The 26921-nt window shown below is 59.9% G+C and carries 20 protein-coding genes and 2 pseudogenes; 8 read left to right on the top strand and 14 right to left on the bottom strand.

The features are described 5' to 3' along the window. Positions 1-9: 9 nt before the first annotated feature. From GQR90_RS13690 to GQR90_RS13725, 8 genes are all read right to left on the bottom strand, one after another. Positions 10-1497: a SulP family inorganic anion transporter gene (locus tag GQR90_RS13690; protein ID WP_158774597.1), complete on the bottom strand. Its 1488-nt coding sequence runs from the start codon at positions 1495-1497 to the stop codon at positions 10-12. A 215-nt stretch (positions 1498-1712) separates the two neighbouring features. After that, positions 1713-2675 (bottom strand): DMT family transporter, encoded by a 963-nt coding sequence (locus GQR90_RS13695; RefSeq protein WP_158774598.1) that lies wholly within the window; start codon positions 2673-2675, stop codon positions 1713-1715. Then, on the bottom strand, positions 2675-3535 hold the full coding sequence (locus GQR90_RS13700) for an HAD family hydrolase (protein ID WP_158774599.1): 861 nt from the start codon (positions 3533-3535) through the stop codon (positions 2675-2677). The genes GQR90_RS13695 and GQR90_RS13700 overlap by 1 nt, the downstream gene beginning before the upstream one ends. Positions 3536-3667: 132 nt before the next feature. Beyond that, positions 3668-4636 carry a cyclodeaminase gene (locus tag GQR90_RS13705; protein WP_158774600.1) on the bottom strand — a complete coding sequence of 323 codons (969 nt, stop codon included), beginning with the start codon at positions 4634-4636 and terminating at the stop codon, positions 3668-3670. Positions 4637-4735: 99 nt separating this feature from the next. Next, positions 4736-5857 carry a pyridoxal-phosphate dependent enzyme gene (locus tag GQR90_RS13710; protein ID WP_158774601.1) on the bottom strand — a complete coding sequence of 374 codons (1122 nt, stop codon included), beginning with the start codon at positions 5855-5857 and terminating at the stop codon, positions 4736-4738. A gap of 3 nt (positions 5858-5860) precedes the next feature. Further along, on the bottom strand, positions 5861-7306 hold the full coding sequence (locus GQR90_RS13715; RefSeq protein WP_158774602.1) for an aminotransferase: 1446 nt from the start codon (positions 7304-7306) through the stop codon (positions 5861-5863). A 74-nt stretch (positions 7307-7380) separates the two neighbouring features. Continuing rightward, positions 7381-8898, bottom strand: coding sequence for an NAD-dependent succinate-semialdehyde dehydrogenase (locus tag GQR90_RS13720; RefSeq protein ID WP_442778526.1), 1518 nt, complete (start codon positions 8896-8898; stop codon positions 7381-7383). A gap of 239 nt (positions 8899-9137) precedes the next feature. Beyond that, on the bottom strand, positions 9138-9686 hold the full coding sequence (locus GQR90_RS13725) for a hemerythrin domain-containing protein (protein ID WP_158774603.1): 549 nt from the start codon (positions 9684-9686) through the stop codon (positions 9138-9140). A 299-nt stretch (positions 9687-9985) separates the two neighbouring features. Between GQR90_RS13725 and GQR90_RS13730 the strand changes: the two genes are divergently transcribed. Beyond that, positions 9986-11347 carry a replication-associated recombination protein A gene (locus GQR90_RS13730; protein ID WP_158775528.1) on the top strand — a complete coding sequence of 454 codons (1362 nt, stop codon included), beginning with the start codon at positions 9986-9988 and terminating at the stop codon, positions 11345-11347. Between the two features lie 207 nt (positions 11348-11554). Here the strand turns inward: GQR90_RS13730 and lolA are convergent, their stop codons facing one another. From lolA to GQR90_RS17840, 3 genes and pseudogenes are all read right to left on the bottom strand, one after another. Further along, a complete protein-coding gene (lolA, locus tag GQR90_RS13735) occupies positions 11555-12280 on the bottom strand; it encodes an outer membrane lipoprotein chaperone LolA (RefSeq protein WP_158774604.1) in 726 nt (241 codons plus the stop codon). Between the two features lie 189 nt (positions 12281-12469). Continuing rightward, a pseudogene (locus GQR90_RS17835) lies at positions 12470-14038 on the bottom strand (DNA translocase FtsK); the annotation flags it as partial. A gap of 1488 nt (positions 14039-15526) precedes the next feature. Beyond that, positions 15527-16480 (bottom strand): annotated as a pseudogene (locus GQR90_RS17840) (DNA translocase FtsK 4TM domain-containing protein); the annotation flags it as partial. An 86-nt stretch (positions 16481-16566) separates the two neighbouring features. On the opposite strand from GQR90_RS17840, the gene aat reads away from it, so the two are divergent. The 3 genes from aat to infA all read left to right on the top strand — a co-directional run bounded on the left by aat (position 16567) and on the right by infA (position 18723). Further along, entirely contained in the window at positions 16567-17280 is a 714-nt protein-coding gene (aat, locus tag GQR90_RS13745) for a leucyl/phenylalanyl-tRNA--protein transferase (protein ID WP_158774605.1), read from the top strand. Between the two features lie 118 nt (positions 17281-17398). After that, a complete protein-coding gene (locus GQR90_RS13750; protein WP_158774606.1) occupies positions 17399-18199 on the top strand; it encodes an arginyltransferase in 801 nt (266 codons plus the stop codon). Positions 18200-18504: 305 nt separating this feature from the next. Then, complete coding sequence (gene infA / locus GQR90_RS13755) at positions 18505-18723, top strand: translation initiation factor IF-1 (protein ID WP_024953359.1); 219 nt, start codon at positions 18505-18507, stop codon at positions 18721-18723. A gap of 488 nt (positions 18724-19211) precedes the next feature. Here infA and clpA read toward each other — a convergent pair whose 3' ends face one another. The 3 genes from clpA to icd all read right to left on the bottom strand — a co-directional run bounded on the left by clpA (position 19212) and on the right by icd (position 23571). Further along, entirely contained in the window at positions 19212-21479 is a 2268-nt protein-coding gene (gene clpA / locus GQR90_RS13760) for an ATP-dependent Clp protease ATP-binding subunit ClpA (RefSeq protein ID WP_158774607.1), read from the bottom strand. Positions 21480-21512: 33 nt separating this feature from the next. Beyond that, the gene (gene clpS / locus GQR90_RS13765; RefSeq protein ID WP_158774608.1) at positions 21513-21914 is read right to left on the bottom strand and encodes an ATP-dependent Clp protease adapter ClpS; all 402 of its coding nucleotides are present in this window, start codon (positions 21912-21914) and stop codon (positions 21513-21515) included. Positions 21915-22308: 394 nt separating this feature from the next. Continuing rightward, a complete protein-coding gene (gene icd, locus GQR90_RS13770; RefSeq protein WP_158774609.1) occupies positions 22309-23571 on the bottom strand; it encodes an NADP-dependent isocitrate dehydrogenase in 1263 nt (420 codons plus the stop codon). 100 nt (positions 23572-23671) lie between these two features. Here icd and GQR90_RS13775 point away from each other — a divergent pair, with 100 nt between their 5' ends. The 4 genes from GQR90_RS13775 (at position 23672) to hflD (ending at position 26834) form a co-directional block, all read left to right on the top strand. Beyond that, entirely contained in the window at positions 23672-24394 is a 723-nt protein-coding gene (locus GQR90_RS13775) for a pseudouridine synthase (protein WP_158774610.1), read from the top strand. After that, a complete protein-coding gene (locus GQR90_RS13780) occupies positions 24394-24843 on the top strand; it encodes an NUDIX domain-containing protein (protein ID WP_158774611.1) in 450 nt (149 codons plus the stop codon). The genes GQR90_RS13775 and GQR90_RS13780 overlap by 1 nt, the downstream gene beginning before the upstream one ends. Before the next feature lie 195 nt (positions 24844-25038). After that, on the top strand, positions 25039-26202 hold the full coding sequence (gene mnmA, locus GQR90_RS13785) for a tRNA 2-thiouridine(34) synthase MnmA (protein ID WP_158774612.1): 1164 nt from the start codon (positions 25039-25041) through the stop codon (positions 26200-26202). Further along, on the top strand, positions 26199-26834 hold the full coding sequence (gene hflD, locus GQR90_RS13790; RefSeq protein ID WP_158774613.1) for a high frequency lysogenization protein HflD: 636 nt from the start codon (positions 26199-26201) through the stop codon (positions 26832-26834). The genes mnmA and hflD overlap by 4 nt, the downstream gene beginning before the upstream one ends. Positions 26835-26921: the final 87 nt, after the last annotated feature.

The raw sequence follows: 26921 nt of genomic DNA on the forward strand, positions 1-26921 counted from the left end.
TGACGAGCATCAGTGACTCATCAGTTTCTCGACGGCATCCGGCTTGTCGTGCACCGCGAAGCGATCTACCAGCGTGGCGCTGGCTTCGTTGAGGCCGAGCACCTCGACCTCGGTGCCTTCACGACGGAACTTGACCACCACGGTATCCAGCGCACCGATGGCAGTGATGTCCCAGAAGTGCGCACGGCTAACGTCAATCACCACGCTCTCGACAGTTTCCTTGAGGTCGAAACCGGCGGTGAATTGTTCGCTGGAGGCGAAGAACACCTGGCCCACGATACGGTATTCACGCGTGCGGCCATCGGCATTCATGTCGCTACCGATATGCAGCACCTGACCGATTCGGTTGGCGAAGAACAGCGCCGACAGCAGCACGCCGACCAGCACTCCGATCGCCAGGTTGTGCGTCGCGACCACGACGGCCACGGTCGCCAGCATGACGATGTTGGTGGACATCGGGTGACTCTTGAGATCACGGATCGACTGCCAGGAGAAGGTACCGATGGAGACCATGATCATCACCGCGACCAGTGCGGCCATGGGAATCTGCGACACCCACGGGCCGAGGAACACGACCATGATCAGCAACACAACACCGGCCACCATGGTGGAGAGACGCGTACGTCCACCGGATTTCACGTTGATCATCGTCTGGCCGATCATCGCGCAACCCGCCATGCCACCGAAGAAACCGGTGACGAAGTTGGCGGCGCCCTGCCCCTTGCACTCACGGTTCTTGTCGGAGTACGTGTCGGTCAGGTCATCCACCAGTGTGGCGGTCATCAGGGATTCAAGCAGGCCGACCAGCGCCAGCGGCAGCGAGTACGGCAGGATGATCCACAGCGTTTCAAGATTGAAGGGGATGTCCGGAATCAGGAATACCGGCAGGCTGTCCGGCAGTTCGCCCATGTCACCGACGGTACGGATATCAAGACCGACGATCATCGCGAAGAGGGTCAGCACGACGATGCAGACCAGCGGTGACGGCAGGATCTTGCCAATCTTCGGTACCAGCGGCAGCAGATAGATGATACCAAGGCCAGCAGCCGTCATGGCATAGACGTGCCAGGTGACGTTGGTCAGCTCCGGCAACTGAGCCATGAAGATCAGGATGGCCAGGGCATTCACGAAGCCGGTGACGACGGAACGAGATACGAAGCGCATCAGCGAGCCAAGCTTCAGATAGCCGAAGATGATCTGGAACACGCCCGTCAGGATGGTGGCGGCCAGCAGATATTCGAGGCCGTGGTCCTTGACCAGATCGACCATCAACAGCGCCATTGCGCCGGTTGCCGCTGAAATCATGCCCGGACGACCGCCCGCAATGGCCGTGACCACCGCGATCGAGAAGGAGGCATACAGGCCGACCTTGGGGTCGACACCGGCAATGATGGAGAAGGCGATCGCTTCGGGAATCAGGGCCAGTGCCACCACGAGTCCCGACAGGATGTCGGGTCTGAGGTTCGAGAACCACTGCTGTTTGAGGCTGCTTGTCATCGGGTCATCCGCAACATAGGGTGAGTAACAGGGTGTAGGTCGGTCTTGGACCGGAGCGATACATGTCGTGATGCATCGCCATGACAGCACTTGTGCGTGTCTTTCGCCGCCCGTGGCCGCTTTTTAGCCATACGCTATTCGCTCCGGGCGCCGTGTTCGGGCGTCCAGAGGGCTGTCATTCGACAGTAGAGAAACTCAGGGAGACAGGCATTCTATCAGCTGGACAGCGCCGACGCATCCGTCGTGTCGCGCCGTAGGTGGCGATCCATCAGGCTCTTGGCCAACATGGCACCCAGCACAAGGCCACCCCCCACCCAGCCACGCGGACTGAGCGTCTCATCCAGCGCCCACCACACCCATAGAATGCCGAACACGCTTTCCAGCAGCATCAGCAGTGCTACCTCGGCCGACGGCAGGTAGAGCGGGCCGCGCTGAATGAAGGTAAAGCCCAGCGGCGACAGGCCCAGACACAGCAGTGCCAGCCAGCCAGCGCGGTGTGCAAAATCGGCGGAATCCGACGGCCATAGCTGCTGGAGAACGCTCTCGTTACCGTGGGCGGCGAGCCACACACAGGTCAGCAGACCACACAGTCCGGTCAGCAGCCCCGACAACGTCAGCATCGGACTCATGTCGCTACCGGGCCGCGTTCGGCACAGCGTGAAGTTGGCGGCCAACGAAAGACTACAGCCCACCGCCAGCAGATTGCCTGCCAGCGAGCCGCTACCGGCCTCGTCCAGCACCAGCAAGGCGATGCCCGCCAGCGACGCCAGAATGGCCGCCCAGACATGCAGCCGTTGGCGCTCGCCCAACCATAGGCGTGACATCAGCGCCGCAAACAGCGGACTGGCGGCAAGGATGATCAGCACATTGCCCGCACGGGTGTACTGATTGGCAAGCACGAAGCCCAGCGTCGAGCCGGTAAACAGCAGCGCGACCCACAGCCCCGTGCGTCCACAACGCCGTACCGTAGCAAGGCATTGCGTCACGCTACCGCGATGCGTCAACAACACGATGCAGGCGAAGCCCAGCGCGGTCAGCACACCACGCCAGAACAGCAACGGCCCATCCGCGACATCTGCCAGTCGCAGCAACAAGGCATCTGGCGAAATCAGCAATACGCCAAAGGCCGTCAGTGCCACGCCGCGGGCAGAGGATGAGATGGGTGACGGCTCTCGCATCAGTCTGACTGACGCGAGAGGCGCCAATCGACCACCGGCCACCCGCGTGATTCAGCCAATGCGCGCAACGGTGCATCCGGCTGGGTCGCATGGGGATGGTCAACACGCTCCAGCAGTGGCAGGTCATTGTGGGAATCGGAGTAGCCCCATAGCGTCTGCGGCATGCGGTGGTTGCGGTCGGCCTTGGCAAGCCAGGCATCCAGCGCCGCCAACTTGCCTTCGCGGAAGGTGACAATCCCGGTAGTGGCCCCCGTGAAGCAGCCGTTGTCATCAAAGGCAGGATGCGTGGCGAGCGCGCCATCTGCGGTGAGGCGACTGGCGATCGGGCCGACGAGGTGATGCATCGACGCAGAGATGATCAGCGTACGATGCCCTGCTTCACCGTGCTCCGCGAGCCGTGAAATGCCGCCCTCCAGCAGGCGTGGCATCACCATTTCCTCAACGAAATCATCGACCTCGCGACGTACCTCATCACGATGACGGCCAATCAACGGGCTGAGCAGGTGCGCGACATGGGCATGGATATCCAGCGTACCGGCGTGATATTCGATCTGTTGCTGATCGCCCAGCGCCATGAACGCCTCGACATCCTCAATCCAGCCGCAGGCGGCCATCCAATGCATCCACATGCCACTGCAATCGCCGTCGAGCAAGGTATCGTCGAGATCAAACACGGCCAGTGGTGCATCCAGCTCACAGAGATGGCGCAGATACCCCTCACCCGGCGGCAGTAGTGGCGGCAACAGCGTCACGGCATCGCAGTCAGCGCAGAGGTCTGCCAACGGTGTACGGCAGGCCTCCACATCGGGGGCGGCATTCAGTGCGCGGGGAGCGCGAGGCGTTGGCAAAGGTCGAGTCACGACTGGCTCCAGGTGGACAGAGGATGGCGCGGCGTCCTGCCGTACCATGCGTGACCCTCGCATGCAGCGCCGCGCTGGGCAAGCGCCTGCATGCAGCAGACATCAATCCGGGCGCCTGTACCGGCAACGCCATCATGGATGCGTCAGTCGTGCCAAGGCCAGGCTGGCGATGGCGGTATCCTGCACACCGGTACCGGTGAGATCGGCCACGGTGATGAACTGTTGGCCATCGTCTTCGTCATTGGCTTGCTCGCGCAGTCGATGCCCCGCTGCCAGCAACGCGCCCAGCTCATGCACCTCAAACGAGGGCACCCCTTCCAGCCCCTTGAGCTCACCATTGGTTTCCGACTGGCTGCGGCTGTCGCACACGAAGTGATTGCAGCCGGCCAGTACGTCGCACTCAAGCTCGCGCTTCTCGGGGCTATCGGACCCCATGGCCGTGACATGCACGCCGGCCGGCAACATCGAGAGCTCCAGCAACGGCGAGCGTGACGGCGTGGCGGTGACGATGATGTCAGCGTTTTCGCACACGGCGTGCAGGCTGTCGTGACTGCGTACCGTCAGGCCGAGGCGCGCCTCTGTCTCACGTGCGAAATGCTCGGCACGCTCCTTGTCCCGCGCCCAGACATCGACACTCTCGATATCACGCACCAGCCGCAACGCTTCCAGCTGCAGGCCTGCCTGCTCACCCGCACCGATCAACGCGACACGCTTGCTGTCGGGACGTGACAGACACTCTGCCGCCACCGCACCGGCCAGCGCCGTGCGGATGGCCGTGAGATAGCCGCCATCATCCAGCAGCGCCTCGGCCACCCCTGTCTCGGCGGAGAACACCACCATCAGGCCATTGAGGCTCGGCAGGCCGCGCGCAGGATTGTTGAAGAAACCGGGGCTGATCTTGATCGCGAAATGCTTGAGGCCACGAATGTGCGCGGTCTTGACGTCGACCTCGCCGTTGGCCTCTTTAATCGCCATCGACAGGATCGGCGGCTGGACCACTTCGCCACGCCCCAATGCCATGAAGGCATCGCGGATAACCCCGAGCGCCGTGGCATCCAGCCCCACAACCTGTTCAATCTGTTCACGTGTATAGATCTGCATGCGTACTCCTCCTTCACATCGCCACTTTCACAATGGCGGGGCCGCTCGCACTCACTGTATCCCGCAAGCTCACTGTGTCCTTCATGCCAGCGGCAGTATTCATGCCAGCAATGCACGCGCCTGATCGAGCGTTTCCAGGCTGACGCCGTTGCCGCTGATGATCAGCGCGACACGCTTGCCGCGAATCGACTCGGCCAGCTGTGGGTCTGTCTCACCGAGACGAGACGCTTCCAGTGCCGCCAGCCCGACCAAGGCTGCACCTTCGACCAGCAGCTTCTCTTCTTCCAACAGCAGCAGCATGGCACGCGCAATGGCGCGCTCACTGACGTGATGGTGCGCATCCATCACACGGTGCACCAGTCCCAGCGTGGTGTGATTGCCAAGCCCGATGCCGCCCCCCAGCGAGTCCGCGAGACTCGCGACCTCCTCGACTTCCACTGGCTGGCCGGCTTGCAGGCTATGCCACATCGCCGCGCCGTGGGTCAGGCTGACGCCATGTACCTGGATCTCGGGTCGAATCGCCTTGAGCGCTGCACCGATACCGCCGAGCAGACCACCGCCAGATAACCCGATCAGCACATGATCAAGCTGCGGGCAGTCTTCCATCAACTCAAGTCCGATGGTGCCCTGACCGGCAGCGATCAACGGATCATCGAAGGGTGGCACCGCCAGCATGCCCTCCTCCTCGACCAGCCGATTGACCTCATGAAAGGCCTCATCCTGACTACGCCCGATACGCCGCACCTCGACACTGCCCTGGCCAGCACCTGAACCGGACACCTCGCCCAGCGCTTCGATGGCGCGCACCTTGTTGGCGGGCACCTGCTCGGAAAGATAGATGATGGCGCGCAGACCACGCCGCATCGCGGCATAGGCAAGCGCCCTGCCGTGATTGCCGGTGGAAGCAGTGGTCACGCCGCGCTGGAGACGCTCGAAGGCATCCCCTGTTGCCTGCTCGGCCACGGCGGCCAGCAGATTGGTGGCGCCACGCAGCTTGAAGGCACCGGTGGGTTGGCGTGTCTCCAGCTTGAGCATAATCTTGGCATCGAAGCGCGCGGACAGCGCGGGTGAGGGCACCAACGCCGTGCGCTCCACCCCCGTAGGGGGGGCGGAGACTCCTGCAGATGAGGAAGGAAACAATCGCTGACGCGCGGCGTAGATATCGGCCAGTGTCAGCGGTGTTTCCCGTGGGATACGTAACGGTGGCAGGGACAACACCATGGCTTACAGATCACCGCTGGCGATGAGTTCCTGATGCACCTTGTCTACCGCGCGACGGGCACGCGCCACGATGTCATCAATCTCTTGCGGGGTGACGATCAGTGGTGGCGCAAACCCGAGAATGTCGCCCTGCGGCATACCGCGTGCGATCAAGTCCTCTTCCAGCGCAGCAGCCGAAATACGCGGGCCAACCTTGAGCGCGGGGTCGAACGCGCGTCGTGCCGCGGGTTCCGGCGAGAATTCCAGCGCCGCCAGCAGGCCGATACCACGCACATCACCGACGATGGGGTGACCTGCGAAGGCATCCTGCATGGCGTTTTGCAGATAAGCGCCAGTCTCACGGGCGTTCTCGACCAGTCGCTCACGACGGATGATCTCCAGATTGGCGACCCCTGCCGCCGCACCCAGCGCGTGACCGGAGTAGGTCCAACCGTGGCCGATGGCACCAAATTCACCGGTGCCCTGCTCCAGCACCTTCCATACACGATTGCCGACTATCACCCCGGACAGCGGCTGATAGGCGCTGGTCAGACCCTTGGCGATGGTGACCAGATCCGGCTTGATGCCGAAGTGCTGATAACCGAACTGACTGCCGAGACGCCCGAAACCACATACCACCTCGTCACAGATCAGCAGGATGTCGTGACGCTTGAGCACCGCCTGAATGGCGTCCCAGTAGCCTTCGGGCGGTGGCACGATGCCGCCGGTGCCGAGCACTGGTTCGCCAATGAAGGCGCCGACGGTCTCTGGCCCTTCGGCCTGGATCATCGCTTCAAGCTTGTCGGCACACCAGGCGGAGAAGGCCTGCTCGCTCATCTCGGCACACTCGGCAGGACGACGGTAGTAGTCCGGTGCCTCGGTATGCAGGATGCCCGCAATCGGTAGATCAAAGTGATCATGGAAGGCGGCCAGACCGGTCAGTGAACCGGATGCAATACCGGAGCCGTGGTAGCCGCGCCAGCGCGAGATGACCTTCTTCTTCTCCGGCTTGCCGATCACGTTGTGGTAATAGCGCACCAGCTTGAGCTGGGTCTCGTTGGCGTCACTGCCGGACATGCCGTAATAGACCTTGGACATCTCGGGGCCAGCCAGCTCGAGAATCTTCTCGGACAGCGCGATCTGCGGCTCATTCGAGTGGCCGACATAGGTGTGGTAATAACTGAGCTTGAGCGCTTGCGCGTGGATGGCATCCGCCACCTCGGTACGCCCATAGCCGATGTTGACGCAATACAGGCCCGCGAAGCCGTCAATCAACTCGCGACCATCACGCTCACGAATGCGGATGCCTTCACCACCGGTGATCACGCGACCCGGCAGGTCGCCCTGTGCGAAGTCACGCAGGTGGGTGGAGGCATGGAAGGTCACCTTGCGATCACGGCGGATCAGCTCTTCAGTGCTGGTGGAGCTGTCAAAGCTGGCAGCTTGGCTGGGAGTGTTATCGGTGGTCATGAAGATCTCCTGAAAAGGGTCGGACAAGACGTAAACAACGAAGCGGTATCAACGGGACACCCGCCGAAAAGCCATCAACTGCCGGAAGCACTCGGTAATCCCCCCAGGCAGTAGTACTTGATATCCATGTATTCCTCGAGCCCTTGGCGGCCGCCTTCGCGGCCAAGCCCGGACTGTTTGACGCCACCAAAGGGAATCGGCGCACCGGTCATCTTCACCGAATTGACCGAGACCATGCCGAAACGCAGGCCGCGCATCAGTTGCCAGATGCGGCGAATGTCATGGGTATAGACATAGGCGGCCAGCCCGTATTCGGTGTCATTGGCCATCGCGATCACCTCATCCTCATCATGCCAGGCGGTAACCCCTGCCACGGGAGAGAAGGTTTCCTCGTGCCATGCCCGCATGCTGGGCGTGACATCCGCCAGCAGCACCGGCATGAAGAAGTTGGGCCCCGGCGCCATGCTCTGATCACCATAAATCAGACGCGCACCCTGCTCGACGGCGTCATCGACGATGGTTTGCGCCTTGGCCACGGCGTCGCGGTGAATCAGCGGGCCGAGATCAATACCCGAGACCAGCCCATTGCCGACCTTGAGCTTTTTCATCAAACGTACGAAGTGCGTCAGAAAATCTTCATAGAGGCTGTCGTGAACCAGGATACGGTTGGCGGCCAGGCAGTCCTGCCCGGAGGTCTGGAACTTGGCATCCACTGCGGCGCGCGCCGCCTCTTCGGGGTCCATGTCCGGCCCGACGATGAAGGGCGCATTGCCGCCGAGCTCCAGCGAGACTCGCTTGACGCTATTGGCGCACTGGCTCAGCAGCAGACGGCCAACGCGTGTGGAGCCGGTGAATGACAGCGCTGCAACGCGTGAGTCATCGCATAGCTGTTTGGAGACCTCTGCCGCCTCGCCAGTGATGACACTGAACACACCGGCCGGAATGCCGGCGCGCTCAGCGAGTTCCGCCAGCGCCAGTGCGGAGAACGGCGTCTCGCCCGCCGGCTTGACCAGCACCGTGCAGCCCGCGGCCAGCGCGGCGGCTGCCTTGCGGGTGATCATCGCCAACGGGAAGTTCCACGGCGTGATCAGTGCGGCCACGCCGATCGGCTCACGCAGGGTGCCCAGCGCCGCCCCGGGAATGTGGCTGGGAATGGTCTCGCCGTAGGCGCGGCTGCCCTCTTCGGCGAACCAGTGAATGAAACTGGCACCGTATTCAACCTCACCACGAGCGTCCGCTAGCGTCTTGCCCTGCTCGCGGGTCATGAGCATGGCGAGGTCTTCCTTATGCTCTCGAATCAATCGATACCAGGTGTCCAGCAGCTCGCCGCGCTCATCGGCGCGCAGCAGGCGCCACGCCCGCTGGGCCTTGTCCGCCGAGGCAATGGCGGCGTCGATCTGATGGGATTCAAGCCACGGCACCTGCCCAAGGCGCTCACCGGTAGCGGGGTCAAACACGGCCTCTTCACGGCCGCCCTCGCCATGTACCCAGCAGCCGTCTACATAGGCGAGCTGGCGGAATAGACGTGGGTCTTCGAGTGCCATGCCATCGCTGGCGCTGGCCCACTGACGGGTAAGGGATTGAACACTCATGGGCTGCCTCCACGGTCGAAAGACCGTCGTCGAATATCACGCGCAAGACAGAACCCGCCGTCGTGGCGGGTGCTGTGTGATGTCTTCAGTGTGGAGGATGTCGAGCGTCGAAACTTTCGGTACTCGCCACTACGGCATAGCGTTTTTTCTGTATATACCGTGTGAGGTTGAGGTTTTTTCTGTATGGCGGGGATCGGTCTATCAAGGGTGAGCGATGCGAGCGCTATCGAGCGCAAGCATCAGGCAGTCTCCACATCGCTTTCGGTCAGCTCGGCATAGAGCTCCGGATAAGCTTCCTGGAGGCGTTCAAGCTCTTCACGCGCATGGGGAATGGCGTCGGTGAGCTGTTGCCACTCTTCATCATTGAGGTGATCACGCATCAGCGGAAATAGCTCCTGACGCTCGGCACGCAGGTAGTCACGGTGAGACTCCACGTAGTCGTGAAGGTCTGAATTGAACTGTTCCATCGGAACGATCTGGTCCATCAGGATGCTGTCGAGATTGTCAGACAGCTTGGACAGACGGGTGTGCAAGGTGTGGTACTGCTCAATCAGTCGCTTGCACAGGGGCGTGGCTTCAGTAGAACGCTCACACAGCATCTGACTGCATTCGCGCTCCAGCGGAATGATAAAGCCCTGCATGTAATCAAGGATGTAATCCACGACTTCGCGCATCATGCGAAAGTCCGGCCGTTCGCCACTGACCAAGGTTCTATGGCGGTGCGATAGCACATGCAGCAGACGAGCCATATTGGCGTGGTCCTGGCGCAGCTGAGTCACATTGGGCATGACTTTCTCCTCCTAATGGAACAGGTGGCCGATGCTGGCAGACAGTGCTGCCGCCTCGGGCATTGCGACAGTATGTGGCAATGTCGTCATGCTCAAGTGTAGGACACATCACCCAAACGCTCGTTAGACGTTGGGCGGGATTGCCTTTATTAGCATGACATGCTGTCAAAAAAGCGTGGCATTCAGCGCCTTATCACCTGCTGATTTGTACAGGATCATGTGATCAGCGATGATGAGCAAAGGTGACGCGCTCTGCGCCCTCAACCTGCCAGCCACGCCTGATGGAGCCTGAATCCCCGATGGATCTCTTTGCCGATACTGCCTCGAATGCCCATGCGCCGCTGGCCTTCCGCATGCGTCCACGTACGTTGGATGACTACATCGGTCAGTCGGCGCTGGTCGGGCCGGACATGCCGCTACGTCAAATGGTCGCGACCGGGGTCGTGCGCTCAATGATTCTGTGGGGCCCGCCCGGTGTCGGAAAGACAACGCTGGCCGAGATTCTGGCTCACGGCTGCGATGCACATCTGGAGCAGCTGTCGGCAGTGATGGCGGGCGTCAAGGACATCCGCGAGGTGGTCGAGCGTGCACGTCACCATCAGGCCAGCGATCGTCAGACGGTGATGTTCCTCGATGAGATTCACCGCCTCAACAAGAGCCAGCAAGACGCGCTGTTGCCGCATGTGGAATCCGGTCTACTGACGCTGATTGGTGCGACCACCGAGAATCCGTCGTTTGAGGTCAACTCGGCACTGCTCTCGCGGGCACGGGTGTATGTACTCAAGGCGCTGGAGGTGGATGATCTTGTCGAGGTGCTGATGCGGGCGCTGAGTGATGAGGAAAACGGTCTCGGTGCCCGTGCCATCGAGGCCAGTCGCGAGACATTGACCCGCATTGCGCGGGCGGCCTCCGGAGACGCGCGTCGCGCATTGGGCCTGCTTGAAACGGCCTGCGACTTCGTCCGACGCGAATCTTCCCCAGATGGCGCGGTGCGTGAAATCCTCGAAGATAGCTCGCTGGAGGCAGTGCTCGGCCATCAGGCCTCAAGCTTCGACAAGCAAGGCGACGATTACTACGACCTGCTGTCGGCCATTCACAAGTCGGTGCGCTCTTCTCGGCCGGATGCGGCACTGCTGTACATGGCGCGCTTCATGGATGGCGGCGGTGATCCGCTCGACGTGGTACGCCGACTGGCGGCAGTGGCCTCTGAAGATGTCGGTAATGCCGACCCGCGCGCCCTGCCGCTGACCATCGCCGCATGGGACGCCTACCTGCGCCTCGGTGATTACGAGGGCCAGCGGGCGATTGCCCACGCCGCGATTCATCTCTCCATCGCACCGAAGAGCAATGCCATCGATGTCGCCTGGAAAGAGGCCAAGGCCTTCGTGCGCCAGCAGCCGCACTTCGGGGTGCCGGTCTATTTGCGTAACGCGCCAACGACACTGATGAAGGAGCTGGGCATGGGCGAAGGCTATCGCTATGCCCACAACGAGCCCAATGGCTACCCTGCCGGCAGTGCGCATAATGCCTGGCCACAGGAGTTGCCCACGCAGCAGTTCTATCGCCCGACCCAGTATGGCGGCGAGAAGCGCTTTGCAGAGGTCGAGCGTTGGCGGCGTGAGCTGGATGACTACGCGGATCAGAACCAGCCTGCGCAGTAGCGCCGGGAATTAGCACCGAGAATTAGCGCCGGGAATTAGCGCTCGGGATCAGTGAAAAGCACTGAGCTGCGCCATTCAAGCAGCCCAGTCAGCTACAACATGGACAGCGCCCATACACACAAACGCCCGGACCAATGGACCGGGCGTTTGTGTGTGGCCGTCAGCTAGTGCCTGGCGATGAATTCATCAACCGGGAATGGCAAGCGATTAGCGACCCGCCGCTGACTGCTCACGAATGACATCAGCGCCTTTCGGAATCTGGAATACGAAACGGCTGGCCTCAAGCGTCGGATTGAATTCAATGTTGTTGAAGTCGATCGCGGTGCGCTGGCCAGTGGAATCCGCCATCTGCAGCATGTCGAGACGCTCATTGTCGAAGGTCAGCTTGAGGCTTTCAAAGAGCGTATCCGCCTGCTTGGGCGTCAGCGTGAAAGTCTCACGAGCACCCTGCTGCTGGCGCTCCACTTCGTAGTTGGCGGTCAGCTCACTGGCACGCCCGGACAACAGCAGTGCGGGGGTGTGAGTGACACGCTCATCCAGCGGCTGCACGGTGACCTGCTCAAGATCCGGGTCGTGCAGATAGACTTCCTTGCCATCAGAGACCACTTCCTGACGATACGGCGCATCGACACTCCAGCGGAACTTGCCCGGACGCGACAACCACATCTTGCCGTGCGCTTCCTGCAGGCGCTGGCCCGAACCATCGAGAATCTGCTGATCGAAATCCGCCACGTAGGTCTTGAGCGGCTCCAGCAGCCTCGACAGGCGGTCTCCCGCGGCCTGATCGGCCTGTACCGGAAGGCTGGCAACACCAAAGGTGACGCCCACCGCAAGCGCGGCGCCCAAGGCCTTGAACTTGCGAGTCGATAGCGCCTTGAATTTACGGGTAGAGATGACAGTCACAACTGAATTCAACAGGGACAGAGTTTTCATGCAGCTCCTTGCGATGAGGAAGGCACTGATAGCTGACGGAGCACACCGCAGGCTCATATCGTCTTCAATGCGTTCATCACTTCAGCAATTCGGGGTGGGTCACGTCAGCAACTCGGTAGCCGCTGACGTGATATCTGAAGGCTTTGACAGGGGCGGAGACAAAAAGCTCCCCGCCCAATATCACGGTCATCAACCGTTGGCGTTAGGCGCAATCACTTCCCGCGAGCCATTGGTGCCCATCGAGGACACCACACCCGCCATTTCCATCGCCTCGACCAGGCGCGCTGCGCGGTTGTAACCGATCTTGAAACGCCGCTGCACGGCAGAGATGGAGGCACGACGTGATTCAATCACGTAAGCCACCGCCTCATCGTAGATAGCGTCTTGCTCTGCATCACTCTCTTCGCCATCGGCTTCAAGCCCCGCCAGCGCATCTGCCTGCACGCCACCGGTAAGGATTTCCTCGATATATTCCGGCGTACCACGACGCTTCCAGTCATCGACCACTCGGTGGACCTCATCATCATCGACGAAGGCCCCGTGGATACGGGTCGGAATACCGGCGCCTGCAGGCAGGTACAGCATGTCGCCGTGACCCAGCAAGTGCTCGGCTCCGCCCTGATCGAGGATGGTACGTGAGTCGATCCGCGAGGAAACCTGGAAGGCCATGCGTGTCGGAATGTTCGCCTTGATCAAGCCTGTCACCACGTCCACCGAGGGACGTTGAGTGGCAAGAATCAGGTGGATACCGGCCGCACGTGCCTTCTGTGCCAAACGAGCGATCAGCTCCTCGACCTTCTTGCCGACGATCATGAACATGTCGGCAAACTCATCGATCACGACCACGATGTAGGGCAATTTCTTCAACACTGGCGGATGCTGATGCATCTCCCAGGGCTGCGGTTCCCACAGCGGATCTGCAATCTGCGCACCATGCGCCTCGGCCTCATCGATCTTGGCATTGAAGCCCGCCAGATTACGCACACCCATGGCCGCCATCAGCTTGTAGCGACGCTCCATCTCGGCGACACACCAGCGCAGTGCATTGGCGGCCTCCTTCATGTCGGTGACCACAGGGGCCAACAGGTGCGGGATACCGTCATAGACCGACAGCTCCAGCATCTTGGGATCGACCATGATCATGCGCACTTCTTCCGGCGTCGCCTTGAGCAACATCGAGATCAACATCGAGTTGATACCGACCGACTTGCCCGAACCGGTAGTCCCGGCGACCAGCAGGTGCGGCATCTTGCCGAGGTTGGCAACCACCGGCTTGCCACCGATGTCCTGACCCAAGGCAAGCGTGACCGGCGATTCCGCCAGCTGATAAGCATCGGAATCAAACACTTCACGCAGGCGAATCATGGCGCGATTGGGGTTGGGTATCTCGATCCCGACCGTTGGGCGGCCTGGAATGACTTCCACCACACGCACGCTCTTGACCAGCAGTGAGCGCGCCAGATCCTTGGCAAGGTTGGAAATCTTCGAAGCCTTCACACCAGCGGCAGGGCGGATCTCGAAGCGCGTGATGACGGGCCCAGGCCAGATGTCAGCGACTTCTGCCTTGACGCCATACTCACGCAGACGCGTCTCGAGCAGTTCGGCCATATCGGCCAGCTCCTGCTCGGTGTAGTTGGGCTTCTGCTCATCCGGCGGTGTCAGCAGGCTCAGCGGGGGTAGATCCCCTTCGGGCTCTTCCTCGTGATCCATACCTTCACTGCGTTGACTCTGCAGGTGCTCTACGGTCCAAAGTGTCGGACCACCGGGATCGGCAATCGCTGCCTGTGCATCCGCAGCGGTCGCCAGACGGCCGGCAGAGGGGTCCATACCCGCTTCATCGCCTGCATGCGCCCATGCCGGACGCTCAGCCGATACTTTCGGTTGCTGCTCTTCAGGGCTCGCCGGTGGTGCAACCGTTGGCGCAACTGTTGGTGCAACGGGAGCTGACACGGAGGGAGACGCAACAGGGGGAGGAGCAATGGGCCGCGATTCGCTCGCCGGTAGCTGACTCGTCGGCGCGGGACTAGAAGGCGTCTGACTCGCAGACGGTGCTGTCTTGCCCGCAGGGGCCTCAAAGGCGTCATCCCAGGACACCGCTGCCTTGCGTACCTGAGCGCCGGCCGCTGGAACGCCAGCCGCTGGAACGCCAGCCGCTGGAACGCCGCCCCTTGAAGCACCAGCGCCAGCAACACCTGCTGCCATCACTCCCGCACCGGCAGCGATACCCGCCGCTGTCGTGGCGAATGAAGCACCACTGGTCGGTAACGGTGCATCACCCTCGTCCTTGGGCTCTGGCGGCTGATTACTGCTGTCTGCGGAGATGTCAGGGCAATGCAAGCGAGAGCGCACGCTTGCCTCCGTTTCTTCGGCCGCAAGCGACTCACGGGAGTCCGATGTCGCAGATCCCGAGGTAGCCGCGATAGGTGCAGCGGGTGCAGCACTTGAGGGTGTAGCGCTTGTAGATACCGCTGGTGCTGTCTCCTCCCGGGATGCTGTCACAGACTCAGGCGCAATCACCGTTTCCTGACGGGCAGAAGGTGCGAAGGTAGATGCCGCATCCCATTCCTTCGGCGTCTCTTGAATAACAGGCTCGACGGCAGAGTGAGTTGCTCCTTTCTGCGCCGGCACTGTCCCCGCATGACGCTGACGCTCAGCCTCGATAGCCTCGCCTTCTGGCAGACGCGAGCGAGTCACATCTACATGCGCGGTGCGCGGTACCGCTGCCATTTCAGAGGCAACGGCAGTCTTGAGTGCTGCCGCCAGATCAACCCCTTCAATGCTCACATTCGCGCTCTGCACGGTCATGCGCTCAGTATAAGCAGCACCCGGCACCTTGGCAGACGGCGTAGTCTCAGCTGTCTGCCAAGGAATGTTCGTACTGCGATCATTGGTGAAGTCGTCATCACGTGCGGTAATGGCAGACGCTTCTTCTTCTCCCATGGAGGGTTCGACACGACGTTTGCCACGCGGCTCTGCGGCGATACCGGTAGCGTCCTGAGCAGTCCCGAGCAGTATCTCGTCGCTATCTTCATCCCATTCGCCATGATCATCATTGCGACGACCAGGCATCAGACGCTGCCACCAGCTCAACGCCGGGGCATCGTTCTCGTCCTGCGTCTCGTCACTTTCTTCATGACCCAGACCTTCTTCGGCATAGGCCGCTTCGTCATCGTCATCATCACGACGACTATTGAAGCGTTCACCACACCAGGCGATCAGGCGTGAGCAGCCATTGCCCAGCTCATCCATGACGGTCAACCATGACATGCCCGTGAACAGCGTGAAGCCGAACAGGAAGCTGGCCAGTGAGACCAGTACCGTCCCACCCATGCCGATCAACAGCGTCAGAGCACCCGCGATGCCCTTGCCCAGAATCCCGCCAGCACCGTTGGTCAGCTGACTATCCGGACTATAGAACTGGATCTCGCCAATGACGCAGGTCGCCATGATCAGCAAGAACAGTCCGCCAGCACGCACTGCAATAGTCGTGGGGTCCCATACCAGTTCGGTACTGGGTTGACGCATCAGACGCCAGGCACCGAAGCCCAGCATTGCTGGCCACCACAATGCACTGCCGCCAAAGAGCGAATACAGCACATCAGACAGCCAGGCACCTATGCTGCCCATCCAGTTGGCCGGCGTGGCCTCAGGCCCGCTATACGACCATCCCGGATCCGTTGGCGCGTAGCTGAACAGCGCCAGTAGCATGAAGACGCACAGACTGAGCATGACAATGACCGCGCCTTCACGGCCGACGCCCTGGAGTGTGGTCGTCAGTCGTGAAGGCGGACGCGCCGCTGCCTCTGCGCGGCGCTCAGCACGAATCTCCTGGCGTTCAGCGCGCTCAGCCTGTCGATCTGCGCGACGTTGGGCCGCGGCATTGTCTTTGAGGCTGTCCTCCTTGCTGGTCTCCTTGGCGATAGGCTTGCCTGACACCCTGGGTGTCTTGCGAGCAGGACTCGCCTTGGCAGCCGATGCACCGCGCAGACGCGCAAAGAAGCCCGGCGAGTCCGCTTTCTGGCGGGCACGCTTTCTCGGTGTTGCTGCCGCTCGGCGGCTGCGAGTCTCAGGCTTTGCCTGGTCCCGACTTGTCTTTCTGGCACTCTTGGCAGTCAAGTCGCCATCCCCCTTGCACCTTGTGGGCGATTTTCCATGTACCTTCAGCCGGTTATCATAACCATTCGATGGCAGTGACGTCACAATTGCCGATTCACATCAGCTCATGACACAAAGGTGTCATGAGATCGTTGCTCCGTGCATGTTCACGAACCGACAAGAGATTGCCAATGCTGCCCTGGCTACCCCCTGCTCCCGTCCGCTTTCCACATGCTTCCTCAGCCCTGAGCGAGCCTGATGGCCTGCTGTGCGCTGGCGGTGAACTCAGTCCCGAGTGGCTGCTAGCCGCCTACCCGCGCGGCATCTTCCCCTGGTTCAGCCCCGGCGACCCTATCTTATGGTGGTCACCGGACCCTCGCATGGTGCTGGTCCCAAGCGAAATACGTGTTCGTCGCAGTCTGGCCAAGCGCCTACGCAATGCTGGCATGCACTTCAGTATGGACCGCGACTTTACCGGCGTAATCAGTGCCTGTGCCAGCATTTCCCGCGACGGACAGGCCGGTACATGGATATTGCCAGAAATGCGTGACGCCTACATCGCTCTACACGCCATGGGACATGCCCACAGCGTGGAAGTTTGGCAGGATGATACGCTGGTAGGCGGCCTTTATGGGGTTGCCTGCGATCGCGTGTTCTTTGGTGAATCGATGTTCTCGAAGGTCACCGACGCCTCCAAACTGGCGCTGGTAATACTGTGTCGTGAACTCGAGGCGCGCAATTTTCAGTTGATCGACTGCCAGATGCATACCCCACACCTGGAAAAACTAGGCGCCCGTGGCATCGCCCGTAACGATTTCATCAGCTATCTTGACCAGTATGCCACTGGGCGTGGGCGTGAAGGCAAGTGGTCACTGACGTGCAGCCCCCCACAAGACGGCCCTTGAGGCCCTCATGGTCATGTTACCGAGGCAAAAGGCAGTCAAGGAAATCTATCGGCAAACCTCTATACGAGGAGAGACATTCTGACGGTCTCGGTAATCTAGCGTAGGAGACGAGGCAAAAGTGAGCAGTCATACCCCGAAAAAACCGCAACGCGATCTGCGCTTCTTCCTGACCGTGCCCCATGCCTGCAGCTATCTTGAAGATCGGCAGGCGACGACACTGTTTCTCGATCCTCAGGAAGCACCCAATCCCGGCGTCTATGATGCACTTGCCCTGCTCGGTTTTCGTCGCAGTGGGTCGCACCTCTATCGCCCTCATTGCGGTGATTGTCGTGCCTGTATCTCGGTGCGTGTGCCGATTGGCGACTTTACTGCCAATCGTACGCAGAAAAAGCTGATCAAGCGCAATGCTGATCTCGTCATCGAGGAAGGACCCGCCCTTTTCGATCCGGAGCACTACCGGCTATACGCGCATTATATTCGCAGCCGCCATGCCGACGGAGACATGTTTCCGCCCAGCCATGAGCAGTACCGCACCTTTCTGACCTCGCGAGATGAGTACGCTCGACTGGTCAGCTTCCGCCTTGATGGACGTCTGGTGGCCGTCGCTGCGATGGATCGCATGAGCCACGGTCTCTCGGCCATCTATACCTTCTACGACCCTGATGAAGCATTTCAGCACCGTTCGCTAGGCACCTATGCCGTGCTCTGGCAGATAGAGCAGGCACATCGCGAAGGTCTGGCCCATCTCTATCTGGGCTACTGGATTCGTGATTGCCGCAAGATGAACTACAAGCAACATTTTCAGCCGCTTGAATATCTCGACGGCAGCCACTGGCGGCGGCGTATTTCGGCAAGCTTCAGTGACAGTCATCTGCCATTGAGCCTTATCCAGCCATATGAGTCGCATATCATCGAATAGCGATGAATCTCACATCCCTGTCGACGATTGTTCTCCAGCCGTCATCTCATTCGACTCGTGATTCACACGCCTACCTGGTCTCGCTTATGCTGCACGAGGGACGGGTGCCGCACCCTGTATACATTTTTATCTCTCCCGAGCTGCCCACAGGGGCTCAAGGAGCGTACAATCGCGCTTCGACTTTGCCTTGCTGCCGTGCTTACGGCACAATATCGCGTATCGAAGTCCCGACTCCGGCGCTTTTTGTGCTTACGCGGTTCGGAACAACCTGCATTATTCCCAGTATCAGATGAGGATCAGCCTATATGGCGCGTGAAGATCATATTGAAATGGAAGGCGTTATCGTCGACACCCTTCCTAACACCACTTTCCGGGTTGAACTGGAAAACGGTCACATCGTGACTGCCCACATCTCCGGCAAGATGCGCAAGAACTACATCCGCATTCTGACCGGTGACAAGGTCAAGGTTGAACTGACTCCATACGACCTGTCCAAAGGCCGTATCGTCTACCGTTCGCGCTAAGCACGGTCAGACTGCCACGCCGGTTGCCATGAAAACGATCAATAAGCGAGTACTTGATTCGCAAAACGCTCGACATGAAACCGGCAGGCTTAACCGGTCATCCCTGGCATTCAGGCGCATGTGTCATTCCCGCCTGATCCCTCCGCCCGGAACCGGACCATCGAGATCGCATGACGTGCCATTCAATGTCATGAATGTGACTGTCTCGATGTGATACGCCTCAGCATTCCGGTGATGCCGCTTTCCCAAAGGATGAGTTCGAGTCCGGACGCCATTCATGGCCTTCGCTCCCATCCCTATGGTGCAAGCGGCTCATCCCCCGGGATGCCTCGCCTTTTATTATCTTCTCGATACTGCTGCTTTCAGCGGTAGTTTTCGCATGGATACGATTTGTCATCTGGCATCACATGACAATGGATTACGCACAAAAAAAGCGGCCAGTGCCGAAGCACTGACCGCCTGTTGCTGCCGTTAATTCACGATGGCATTCACGCCATCTCGGCTTCTGTTTCCAGATGCAACTCACCATTGTCGACGGTGACGTGCACGATACCGCCAGACTCTGACAGGTCGCCAAACAAGATCATCTCAGCCAACGGCTTCTTGAGCTTCTCCTGGATGACACGGGCCATCGGACGAGCCCCCATGGCAGGGTCATATCCCAGCGTCGCCAGCAGATCGCGTGCTTCGTCATCTACATCCAACTGAACACGCTTCTCATCGAGTTGCGCCTGTAACTCGACCAGGAACTTGTCGACAACGTTACGCACGACGGAGAGATCCAGCGCGCCGAACTGGATGATACTGTCCAGACGGTTGCGGAATTCCGGCGAGAAGGTCTTGCGAATGACTTCCATTGCATCGGTGGAATGATCCTGATGCTTGAAGCCAATCGAGCGACGCGCCACCTGCTCAGCACCCGCATTGGAGGTCATCACCAGAATGACATTACGGAAGTCTGCTTCACGTCCGTTGTTATCGGTCAGGCGGCCGTGGTCCATTACCTGCAGCAGCAGATTGAAGACTTCTGGGTGGGCCTTCTCGATCTCATCCAGCAACAGCACGCAGTGCGGCTGTTTGGTGATGGCTTCCGTCAGCAGCCCACCCTGGTCGTAACCAACGTAGCCTGGCGGCGCCCCGATCAAGCGTGACACGGTATGACGCTCCATGTACTCGGACATGTCAAAGCGTACCAGCTCGATACCCATCAACGCGGCCAATTGCTTGGCGACCTCGGTCTTGCCGACACCTGTCGGCCCTGCAAACAGGAAGCTACCTACCGGCTTGTCAGGTGCCTTCAGGCCGGCACGCGATAGCTTGATGGCAGCAGAAAGGCCCGTAATGGCCTCGTCCTGCCCGAACACCAGCATCTTGAGATCACGTTCGATGTTGGAGAGCAGTTTCTTGTCAGAACTGGAAACCGTCTTCGGCGGAATCCGTGCGATGGAGGCAACGATGGCTTCCACCTGCTCGACATCGATGGTATCCACACGAATGGCTTCAGGCAGCAGACGCTGGTGTGCACCGGCCTCATCAATCACATCAATCGCCTTGTCCGGCAACTGACGGTCGTTGATGTAGCGGTCAGCCAGGCGCACTGCAGTCTCGAGCGCCGCATCGGTGTACTTGATCGCGTGATGCTCTTCGAAGCGACTACGGAGCCCTTTGAGAATCTTGATGGTGTCCTCGACCGAGGGCTCCATCACATCGACCTTCTGGAAGCGACGCGCCAGGGCGCGGTCCTTCTCGAAGATGCCACGGAATTCCTGGAAGGTCGTGGAACCGATACAGCGCAGCTCGCCGGAAGACAGCAGCGGCTTGAGCAGGTTGGAGGCATCCATCACGCCACCAGAGGCCGCACCCGCGCCAATCACCGTGTGAATTTCATCGATGAACAGAATCGAGTTCGGTTCCTTGCGCAACTCGGCCAGCAAGGCCTTGAGTCGCTTCTCGAAATCACCGCGATACTTGGTGCCCGCCAGCAGTGCACCAAGGTCCAAGGAATACACCACGGCTTCCTTGATGACATCCGGCACGTCGTCTTCGACGATGCGCTTGGCAAGGCCTTCGGCAATGGCAGTCTTGCCGACACCGGCTTCACCGACCAGCAGCGGGTTGTTCTTGCGGCGACGCACCAGAATCTGCACCACACGCTCAAGCTCACTGTCACGCCCGATCAGCGGATCAATCTTGCCGAGACGCGCTTGCTCGTTGAGGTTGGTGGCGTAGTTGGTCAGCGGATTGTTGCTGCCACCTTCGCTGCTTGCCTCTTCACTCTCTTCGCTCTCGATGGAAGCCTGAGGCGCCTGGGTGTGACCTGCCACCTTTGAGATACCGTGTGCGATGTAGTTGACGGCATCGACACGCGCGACATTCTGCTGCTTGAGGAAATAGACCGCCTGGCTTTCCTGCTCGGAGAAGATGGCCACCAGCACATTGGCACCGGTCACTTCACTCTTGCCAGAAGACTGCACATGGAATACCGCACGCTGGAGCACGCGCTGGAAGCCCAGCGTCGGCTGGGTCTCGCGGTCTTCCTGCTCTTCCGGAATCAGTGGCGTGGTGGAATTGATGAAGTCCTGGAGGTCGACTCGCAACTTGTCCAGATTGGCACCACAGGCGCGCAGGACGTCGGAGGCTGAGGCATTGTCGAGCAGTGCCAGCAGGAGGTGTTCCACGGTCATGAATTCGTGGCGCTTGGAACGTGCCACGGTGAAGGCCGTGTTCAGGGTCAGTTCAAGTTCTTTGCTCAACATGGCAAGTCCCCTCTAGGCCGCGTCTTGGTCGGATTACTCCGCCCGGTCGATGTCGCACAGCAGCGGATGCTGGCACTCTCGAGCATATTGATTCACTTGGTGGCATTTCGTTTCCGCGATGTCGCGGCTGAAGATGCCACAGGTTCCTTTACCCAGATGATGGACAGCGAGCATGATCTGGACTGCCTGCTCCTGATCCTTGTTGAAAAAGGCGGTCAGCACCTCCACGACGAAATCCATCGGCGTGAAGTCATCATTGTGCAGAACAACCTTGTACATGGGCGGTGGTGCCAGTTCGGGTTTCGCTGTGGCGAACGCCAGATCGCCATCGTGATCTTCCTGATGCGTCGGCTCTTGAGCCAACGGGACCTGGTTCCTGATCAGCAGCGCCTCCGAGAAGGAAGGTCTGCCGCGTGATGTCTCTATCTTGAACATAAGGGGCTGATCCGGTGAACACAAGCAGTGGCGAAGCAGATTGCCTCAACGCGCCGCGACGAGATGAACATTCGGCCGCCACACATTGGTATTGGTGTGATGAGGAAAAGATGAGGGCATGTCGAGCATGTTGCAAGCATTGCTCACCGATACCATCTCATATAGGTGAATCAATGCATGCCTGACGGAGTGCCTGACCGTTTTCCGCGGGCATTGAAATCGCACAGAAACCGTGGCTATCGAGCAACAGCAGGCACTAACCAATGAGGCATTTATCGTCTAAAAACGATTCTAGACGCAAGAAGGCCCTCGGACATGTCCGAGGGCCTTCTGCTGAAACCTGTTACGCATGCCTGAGGCTGAAAAATTCAGCGTTTCAGACTAACGCAGGGTCTCAGGCATCCATGTTGTCAGCAACAGCCTGACCGAACTCGGAGCACTTGAGCAGCTTGGCATCATCCATCAGGCGATGGAAGTCATAGGTGACTTCGCCCTTGGCGATGGCCTTCTCGACGCCTTTCAGCACGAGATCAGCCGCTTCAACCCAACCCATGTGACGCAACATCATCTCGGCAGAGAGGATGAGTGAGCCCGGGTTGACCTTGTCCTGACCGGCATACTTCGGTGCAGTACCGTGAGTTGCCTCGAACATGGCGACGTTATCGGACAGGTTTGCACCCGGCGCGATACCGATACCACCCACTTCCGCCGCCAGAGCGTCGGAGAGGTAGTCACCGTTCAGGTTCAAGGTGGCGATGACATCGTATTCTGCCGGACGCAGCAGGATCTGCTGCAGCATGGCATCAGCGATGACATCTTTTACCACGATGTCCTTGCCGGTATTCGGGTTCTTGAAGCTCATCCACGGGCCGCCGTCGAGCAGCTCGCCGCCAAATTCTTCCTTGACGACTTCGTAGCCCCAGTCCTTGAAGGCACCTTCGGTGAACTTCATGATGTTGCCCTTGTGCACCAGAGTCAGCGACGCACGGTCGTTGTCGATGGTGTACTGGACAGCCTGGCGAACCAGACGCTTGGTGCCTTCCAACGAGACCGGCTTGACACCGATACCGCAGTTCTCCGGGAAGCGGATGTTGGTGACACCCATCTCTTCACGCAGGAACTTGATGACCTTATCGGCTTCCGCAGACCCTGCCTTCCACTCGATACCGGCATAGATGTCTTCGGAGTTTTCGCGGAAGATGACCATGTCGACATCAGCCGGCTTCTTCACCGGGCTCGGCACACCTGTGAACCAACGCACCGGGCGCAGGCAGGTGTACAGATCGAGTTTCTGACGTAGTGCGACGTTCAGGGAGCGAATACCGCCGCCCACTGGTGTCGTCAGAGGACCCTTGATGGAAACGACGTAATCCTTGACAGCCTCGAGAGTCTCTTCCGGCAGCCAGGTATCCGCATCATAAACGTGAGTCGCTTTTTCACCGGCGTAGACTTCCATCCAGTGAATCTTGCGCTCACCGCCATAAGCCTTGTCAACGGCGGAGTCGATGGCAATCTTCATTGCCGGAGTCACGTCCACACCGATACCATCGCCTTCGATGAACGGGATGACCGGATTACTCGGAACGTTGAGGGTATTGTCGGAATTGACGGTAATCTTCTGGCCGCCTTCCGGAACGACAATCTTCTGGAACCCCATTGATAACTCCCCTGTCATGGATTCAGTGGAGGCGCGAGTATAGCACCCGTGCCGCTTCTCACAGTAGGCTTATACGGCAGCCGCGACAAAAGTCTAAACCATGTCTCTCATATATCTGCTACACAAGCCCTATCGCGTTCTAACGCAGTTCACTGACCGCGACAAGCAACGTCAAACACTCGCTGACTTCATCGATGTGCCCGACATCTATGCTGCCGGACGCCTCGACTATGATTCGGAGGGATTGCTGCTATTGACCAGTGATGGCGCGCTCTCCCACCAGATTGCGCATCCGAAAAAGAAGCAACCCAAGACCTACTGGGTACAGGTAGAGGGTGCCCCTGATGAGCAGGCGATTGCCCAACTAAGCGCCGGTGTCGAGCTCAAGGATGGCATGACTCGCCCTGCCAAGGTGAAGCATATTGACCCGCCCACGTTGCCAGACAGGCAACCCCCTGTGCGCTTTCGCGCGAGCATTCCGACCCACTGGCTGGAGATCGTGATCAGCGAAGGGCGCAATCGTCAGGTACGCAGGATGACCGCACATGTCGGCCTGCCCACCTTGCGACTGGTCCGTGCAGCCATCGGCCCATGGAAACTCGAGGGGCTGATGCCTGGCGAATGGCGCAGTGAGGAGGTCGAGATGCCAACTGCGTCAGCTCGCAAGGAACGCCCTGCTGCTCGTCATAAAGGAGCCGCCGTCAGACAAACGACTTCTGAAAAATCCAGTCTGGGAAAAGCCGGTTCTGGGAAAACCAGCTCTGGAAAGCCGCGCTCGAATGGCCGCCGCTTCACCACTCCCCCCAAGGGAAGGAAGTCCTGATGACGACTCGCTGGACACCCCATGCCACTGTCGCCTGTGTAGTCGAGCGCGCAGGAAGCTATCTGATCGTGGAAGAAGACAAGGGGGGGCCATACACCCTCTTCAATCAGCCTGCCGGTCATATCGAACCCAACGAGCGCATCATCGATGCCGTGCATCGTGAGGTACGCGAAGAAACGGCCTGGCGCGTCTTGTTGACCGGCTACCTCGGCCTCTACGTGAATGTGGCAGATGATGGCACGCACTATCACTCTCACAGCTTTGAGGCGGCCGCGCTCGAGTTCCTGTGCACGCCACTGGACCCTGACATCATCAGGACGCACTGGCTGACGCTTGAGGAAATCGAGCAACTGGAAGCCATGGGGCGCCTGCGCAGCCCGCTGGTGACACGCCGTATTCGTGACAGCCAGCGTGGCAAGCGCTTCCCGCTGGATGTCATCCACGACTAGGTGCCATTCTCTATTGAGCGCTCACCAATGAATGGGCGCTTGTCGAGTGCGCGGCAAGGGACACAGTCCGCGGGGTGAATCCCACCCCTGCCTTCAGGTATAATCCCGCCCAATTACGCGACGCCAGCCGAAAGAAAGGTCCGCCGCCTCACCTGTTTGTGACAACCCGCGGCCGCGCGGGTGACGAGAGAACTGATGACCGCTGAAACCGGTACCGGAACCAAGGTCATCGTCGGCATGTCCGGCGGTGTCGACTCCTCCGTCTCTGCCCTGTTGTTGATGGAGCAGGGCTACCACGTCGAAGGCCTGTTCATGAAGAACTGGGACGAAGACGACGGTAGCGAATACTGCACCGCCATCGAAGATCTGGCCGACGCCCAATCTGTCTGCGACAAGCTGGGCATCAAACTGCATACCGCCAACTTCGCCTCGGAATACTGGGACAACGTCTTCGAGCACTTCCTGGCGGAATACAAGGCCGGGCGGACGCCGAACCCTGACATCCTTTGCAACCGCGAGATCAAGTTCAAGGTCTTCCTTGAATACGCCGAGATGCTGGGTGCCGAGCTGATCGCGACCGGTCACTACGTCCGTGGTGGCGTGCGTGACGGGCGTGCGCGTCTGCTCAAGGGACTGGATGCCAACAAGGATCAAAGCTACTTCCTGCATGCCGTGCCGGAAGCTGCCATCGCGCGAACGCTGTTCCCGGTCGGCGAGCTGGAGAAGCACGACGTGCGTGCCATCGCCGAGAAACATGAGCTGATCACCGCGCGCAAGAAGGACTCCACCGGCATCTGCTTCATCGGTGAGCGTCGCTTTGCCGACTTCCTGAAGCAGTACCTGCCTGCCCAGCCCGGCAAGATCGAAACCCCTGACGGTGACGTGATCGGCGAGCACATGGGGCTGATGTACTACACCCTCGGTCAGCGCCAGGGCCTGGGTATCGGTGGCCTCAAGCGCTATCCCGATGCGCCTTGGTTCGTCTGCGCCAAGGACCTTGAGCGCAATGTGTTGATCGCTGTGCAAGGCAAGCATCATGATCTGCTCTACACCCAGGCGCTGAGCACTGAAGCCGTCGACTGGGTGGCGGGGGAACCGCCACAGGCCGATGGTGAGCTACGCATTCGCTGCAAGAATCGTTATCGCCAGGAAGATCAGGGTGCGACGCTGATCATCAACGACGGTCAGCATGTCGAAGTGCGCTTTGACGAACCACAACGCGCCGTGACACCCGGCCAGTCTGCCGTGTTCTATCTTGGCGACATCTGTCTGGGCGGCGGTGTGATCGATGCTGCCTGGAAACTCGCGGCAGAAACCTCTGCCCCGACCTCCGGCCCCCAGGAGTCTGCCGCGCAATGACCAGCGTGCCGATCCGTCCCGTCAGTGATACCACCACCCGCCAGGCACTTTCGCTGGCCGGTGTCTTTCAGGCTGCTGCACTGGTCGATGAACTGGCGCGTAATGGCCAGTGCGACGAGCGCGCCTGGGAAACGCTCATCAAGGCGACGTTGGACACCAATCCGGAAAGCTTTGAAGCCATCTATGGTGGCCATCACAACCATCTGCGCCTTGGCATCGATACCGTCAGCGCCGTGATGGACCGCCGTCAGGTCTCACCGGTGGTAATGCGCTACGGCTTCTCTCTGGTCATGCTGATGAGCAAGCTCAAGAAGAACCCGGACATGCTCGACGCGCTGGGCACTGGCCTCACCCGCATTCAGGGCCAGGCTGAGCACTTCGGGCCGACCCACGAAAACGTGGTCGCAAGTCTGGGTGAACTCTATCAACAGACGCTCTCCACCTTCCGCTACCGGATAGTAGTGCAGGGCGATCCCGGCCTGCTGCAACAGCGCATGATGCCTGAGCGTATCCGCTGTGCACTGCTCGCTGGCGTGCGTTTTGCGCTGCTGTGGGACCAACAGGGTGGACGCCGCTGGAAGTTGGTCTTCCAACGTGGTGCCCTGAAAAAATCGCTGCTTCAGCTCGATTGAACCGGGTGCAGGTGCAATCGCACTGCACCCGGTACTGCCACGAATTCGCTTCAACAACGCTGGTGCCTTTTGCCGGGCACCGAGACA

Source organism: Cobetia sp. L2A1 (assembly GCF_009796845.1).
Lineage (GTDB): Bacteria > Pseudomonadota > Gammaproteobacteria > Pseudomonadales > Halomonadaceae > Cobetia.

Bases quoted from the DNA above. Each gene is read 5' to 3' on its own strand.
- GQR90_RS13695 (WP_158774598.1), bottom strand. From the start codon at position 2,675: ATGCGAGAGCCGTCACCCATCTCATCCTCTGCCCGCGGCGTGGCACTG.
- GQR90_RS13775 (WP_158774610.1), top strand. From the start codon at position 23,672: ATGTCTCTCATATATCTGCTACACAAGCCCTATCGCGTTCTAACGCAG.
- GQR90_RS13705 (WP_158774600.1), bottom strand. From the start codon at position 4,636: ATGCAGATCTATACACGTGAACAGATTGAACAGGTTGTGGGGCTGGAT.
- icd (WP_158774609.1), bottom strand. From the start codon at position 23,571: ATGGGGTTCCAGAAGATTGTCGTTCCGGAAGGCGGCCAGAAGATTACC.
- mnmA (WP_158774612.1), top strand. From the start codon at position 25,039: ATGACCGCTGAAACCGGTACCGGAACCAAGGTCATCGTCGGCATGTCC.
- infA (WP_024953359.1), top strand. From the start codon at position 18,505: ATGGCGCGTGAAGATCATATTGAAATGGAAGGCGTTATCGTCGACACC.
- GQR90_RS13710 (WP_158774601.1), bottom strand. From the start codon at position 5,857: ATGGTGTTGTCCCTGCCACCGTTACGTATCCCACGGGAAACACCGCTG.
- GQR90_RS13715 (WP_158774602.1), bottom strand. From the start codon at position 7,306: ATGACCACCGATAACACTCCCAGCCAAGCTGCCAGCTTTGACAGCTCC.
- GQR90_RS13720 (WP_442778526.1), bottom strand. From the start codon at position 8,898: ATGAGTGTTCAATCCCTTACCCGTCAGTGGGCCAGCGCCAGCGATGGC.
- aat (WP_158774605.1), top strand. From the start codon at position 16,567: ATGCTGCCCTGGCTACCCCCTGCTCCCGTCCGCTTTCCACATGCTTCC.
- clpA (WP_158774607.1), bottom strand. From the start codon at position 21,479: ATGTTGAGCAAAGAACTTGAACTGACCCTGAACACGGCCTTCACCGTG.
- GQR90_RS13730 (WP_158775528.1), top strand. From the start codon at position 9,986: ATGGATCTCTTTGCCGATACTGCCTCGAATGCCCATGCGCCGCTGGCC.
- clpS (WP_158774608.1), bottom strand. From the start codon at position 21,914: ATGTTCAAGATAGAGACATCACGCGGCAGACCTTCCTTCTCGGAGGCG.
- GQR90_RS13780 (WP_158774611.1), top strand. From the start codon at position 24,394: ATGACGACTCGCTGGACACCCCATGCCACTGTCGCCTGTGTAGTCGAG.
- lolA (WP_158774604.1), bottom strand. From the start codon at position 12,280: ATGAAAACTCTGTCCCTGTTGAATTCAGTTGTGACTGTCATCTCTACC.
- GQR90_RS13725 (WP_158774603.1), bottom strand. From the start codon at position 9,686: ATGCCCAATGTGACTCAGCTGCGCCAGGACCACGCCAATATGGCTCGT.
- GQR90_RS13690 (WP_158774597.1), bottom strand. From the start codon at position 1,497: ATGACAAGCAGCCTCAAACAGCAGTGGTTCTCGAACCTCAGACCCGAC.
- hflD (WP_158774613.1), top strand. From the start codon at position 26,199: ATGACCAGCGTGCCGATCCGTCCCGTCAGTGATACCACCACCCGCCAG.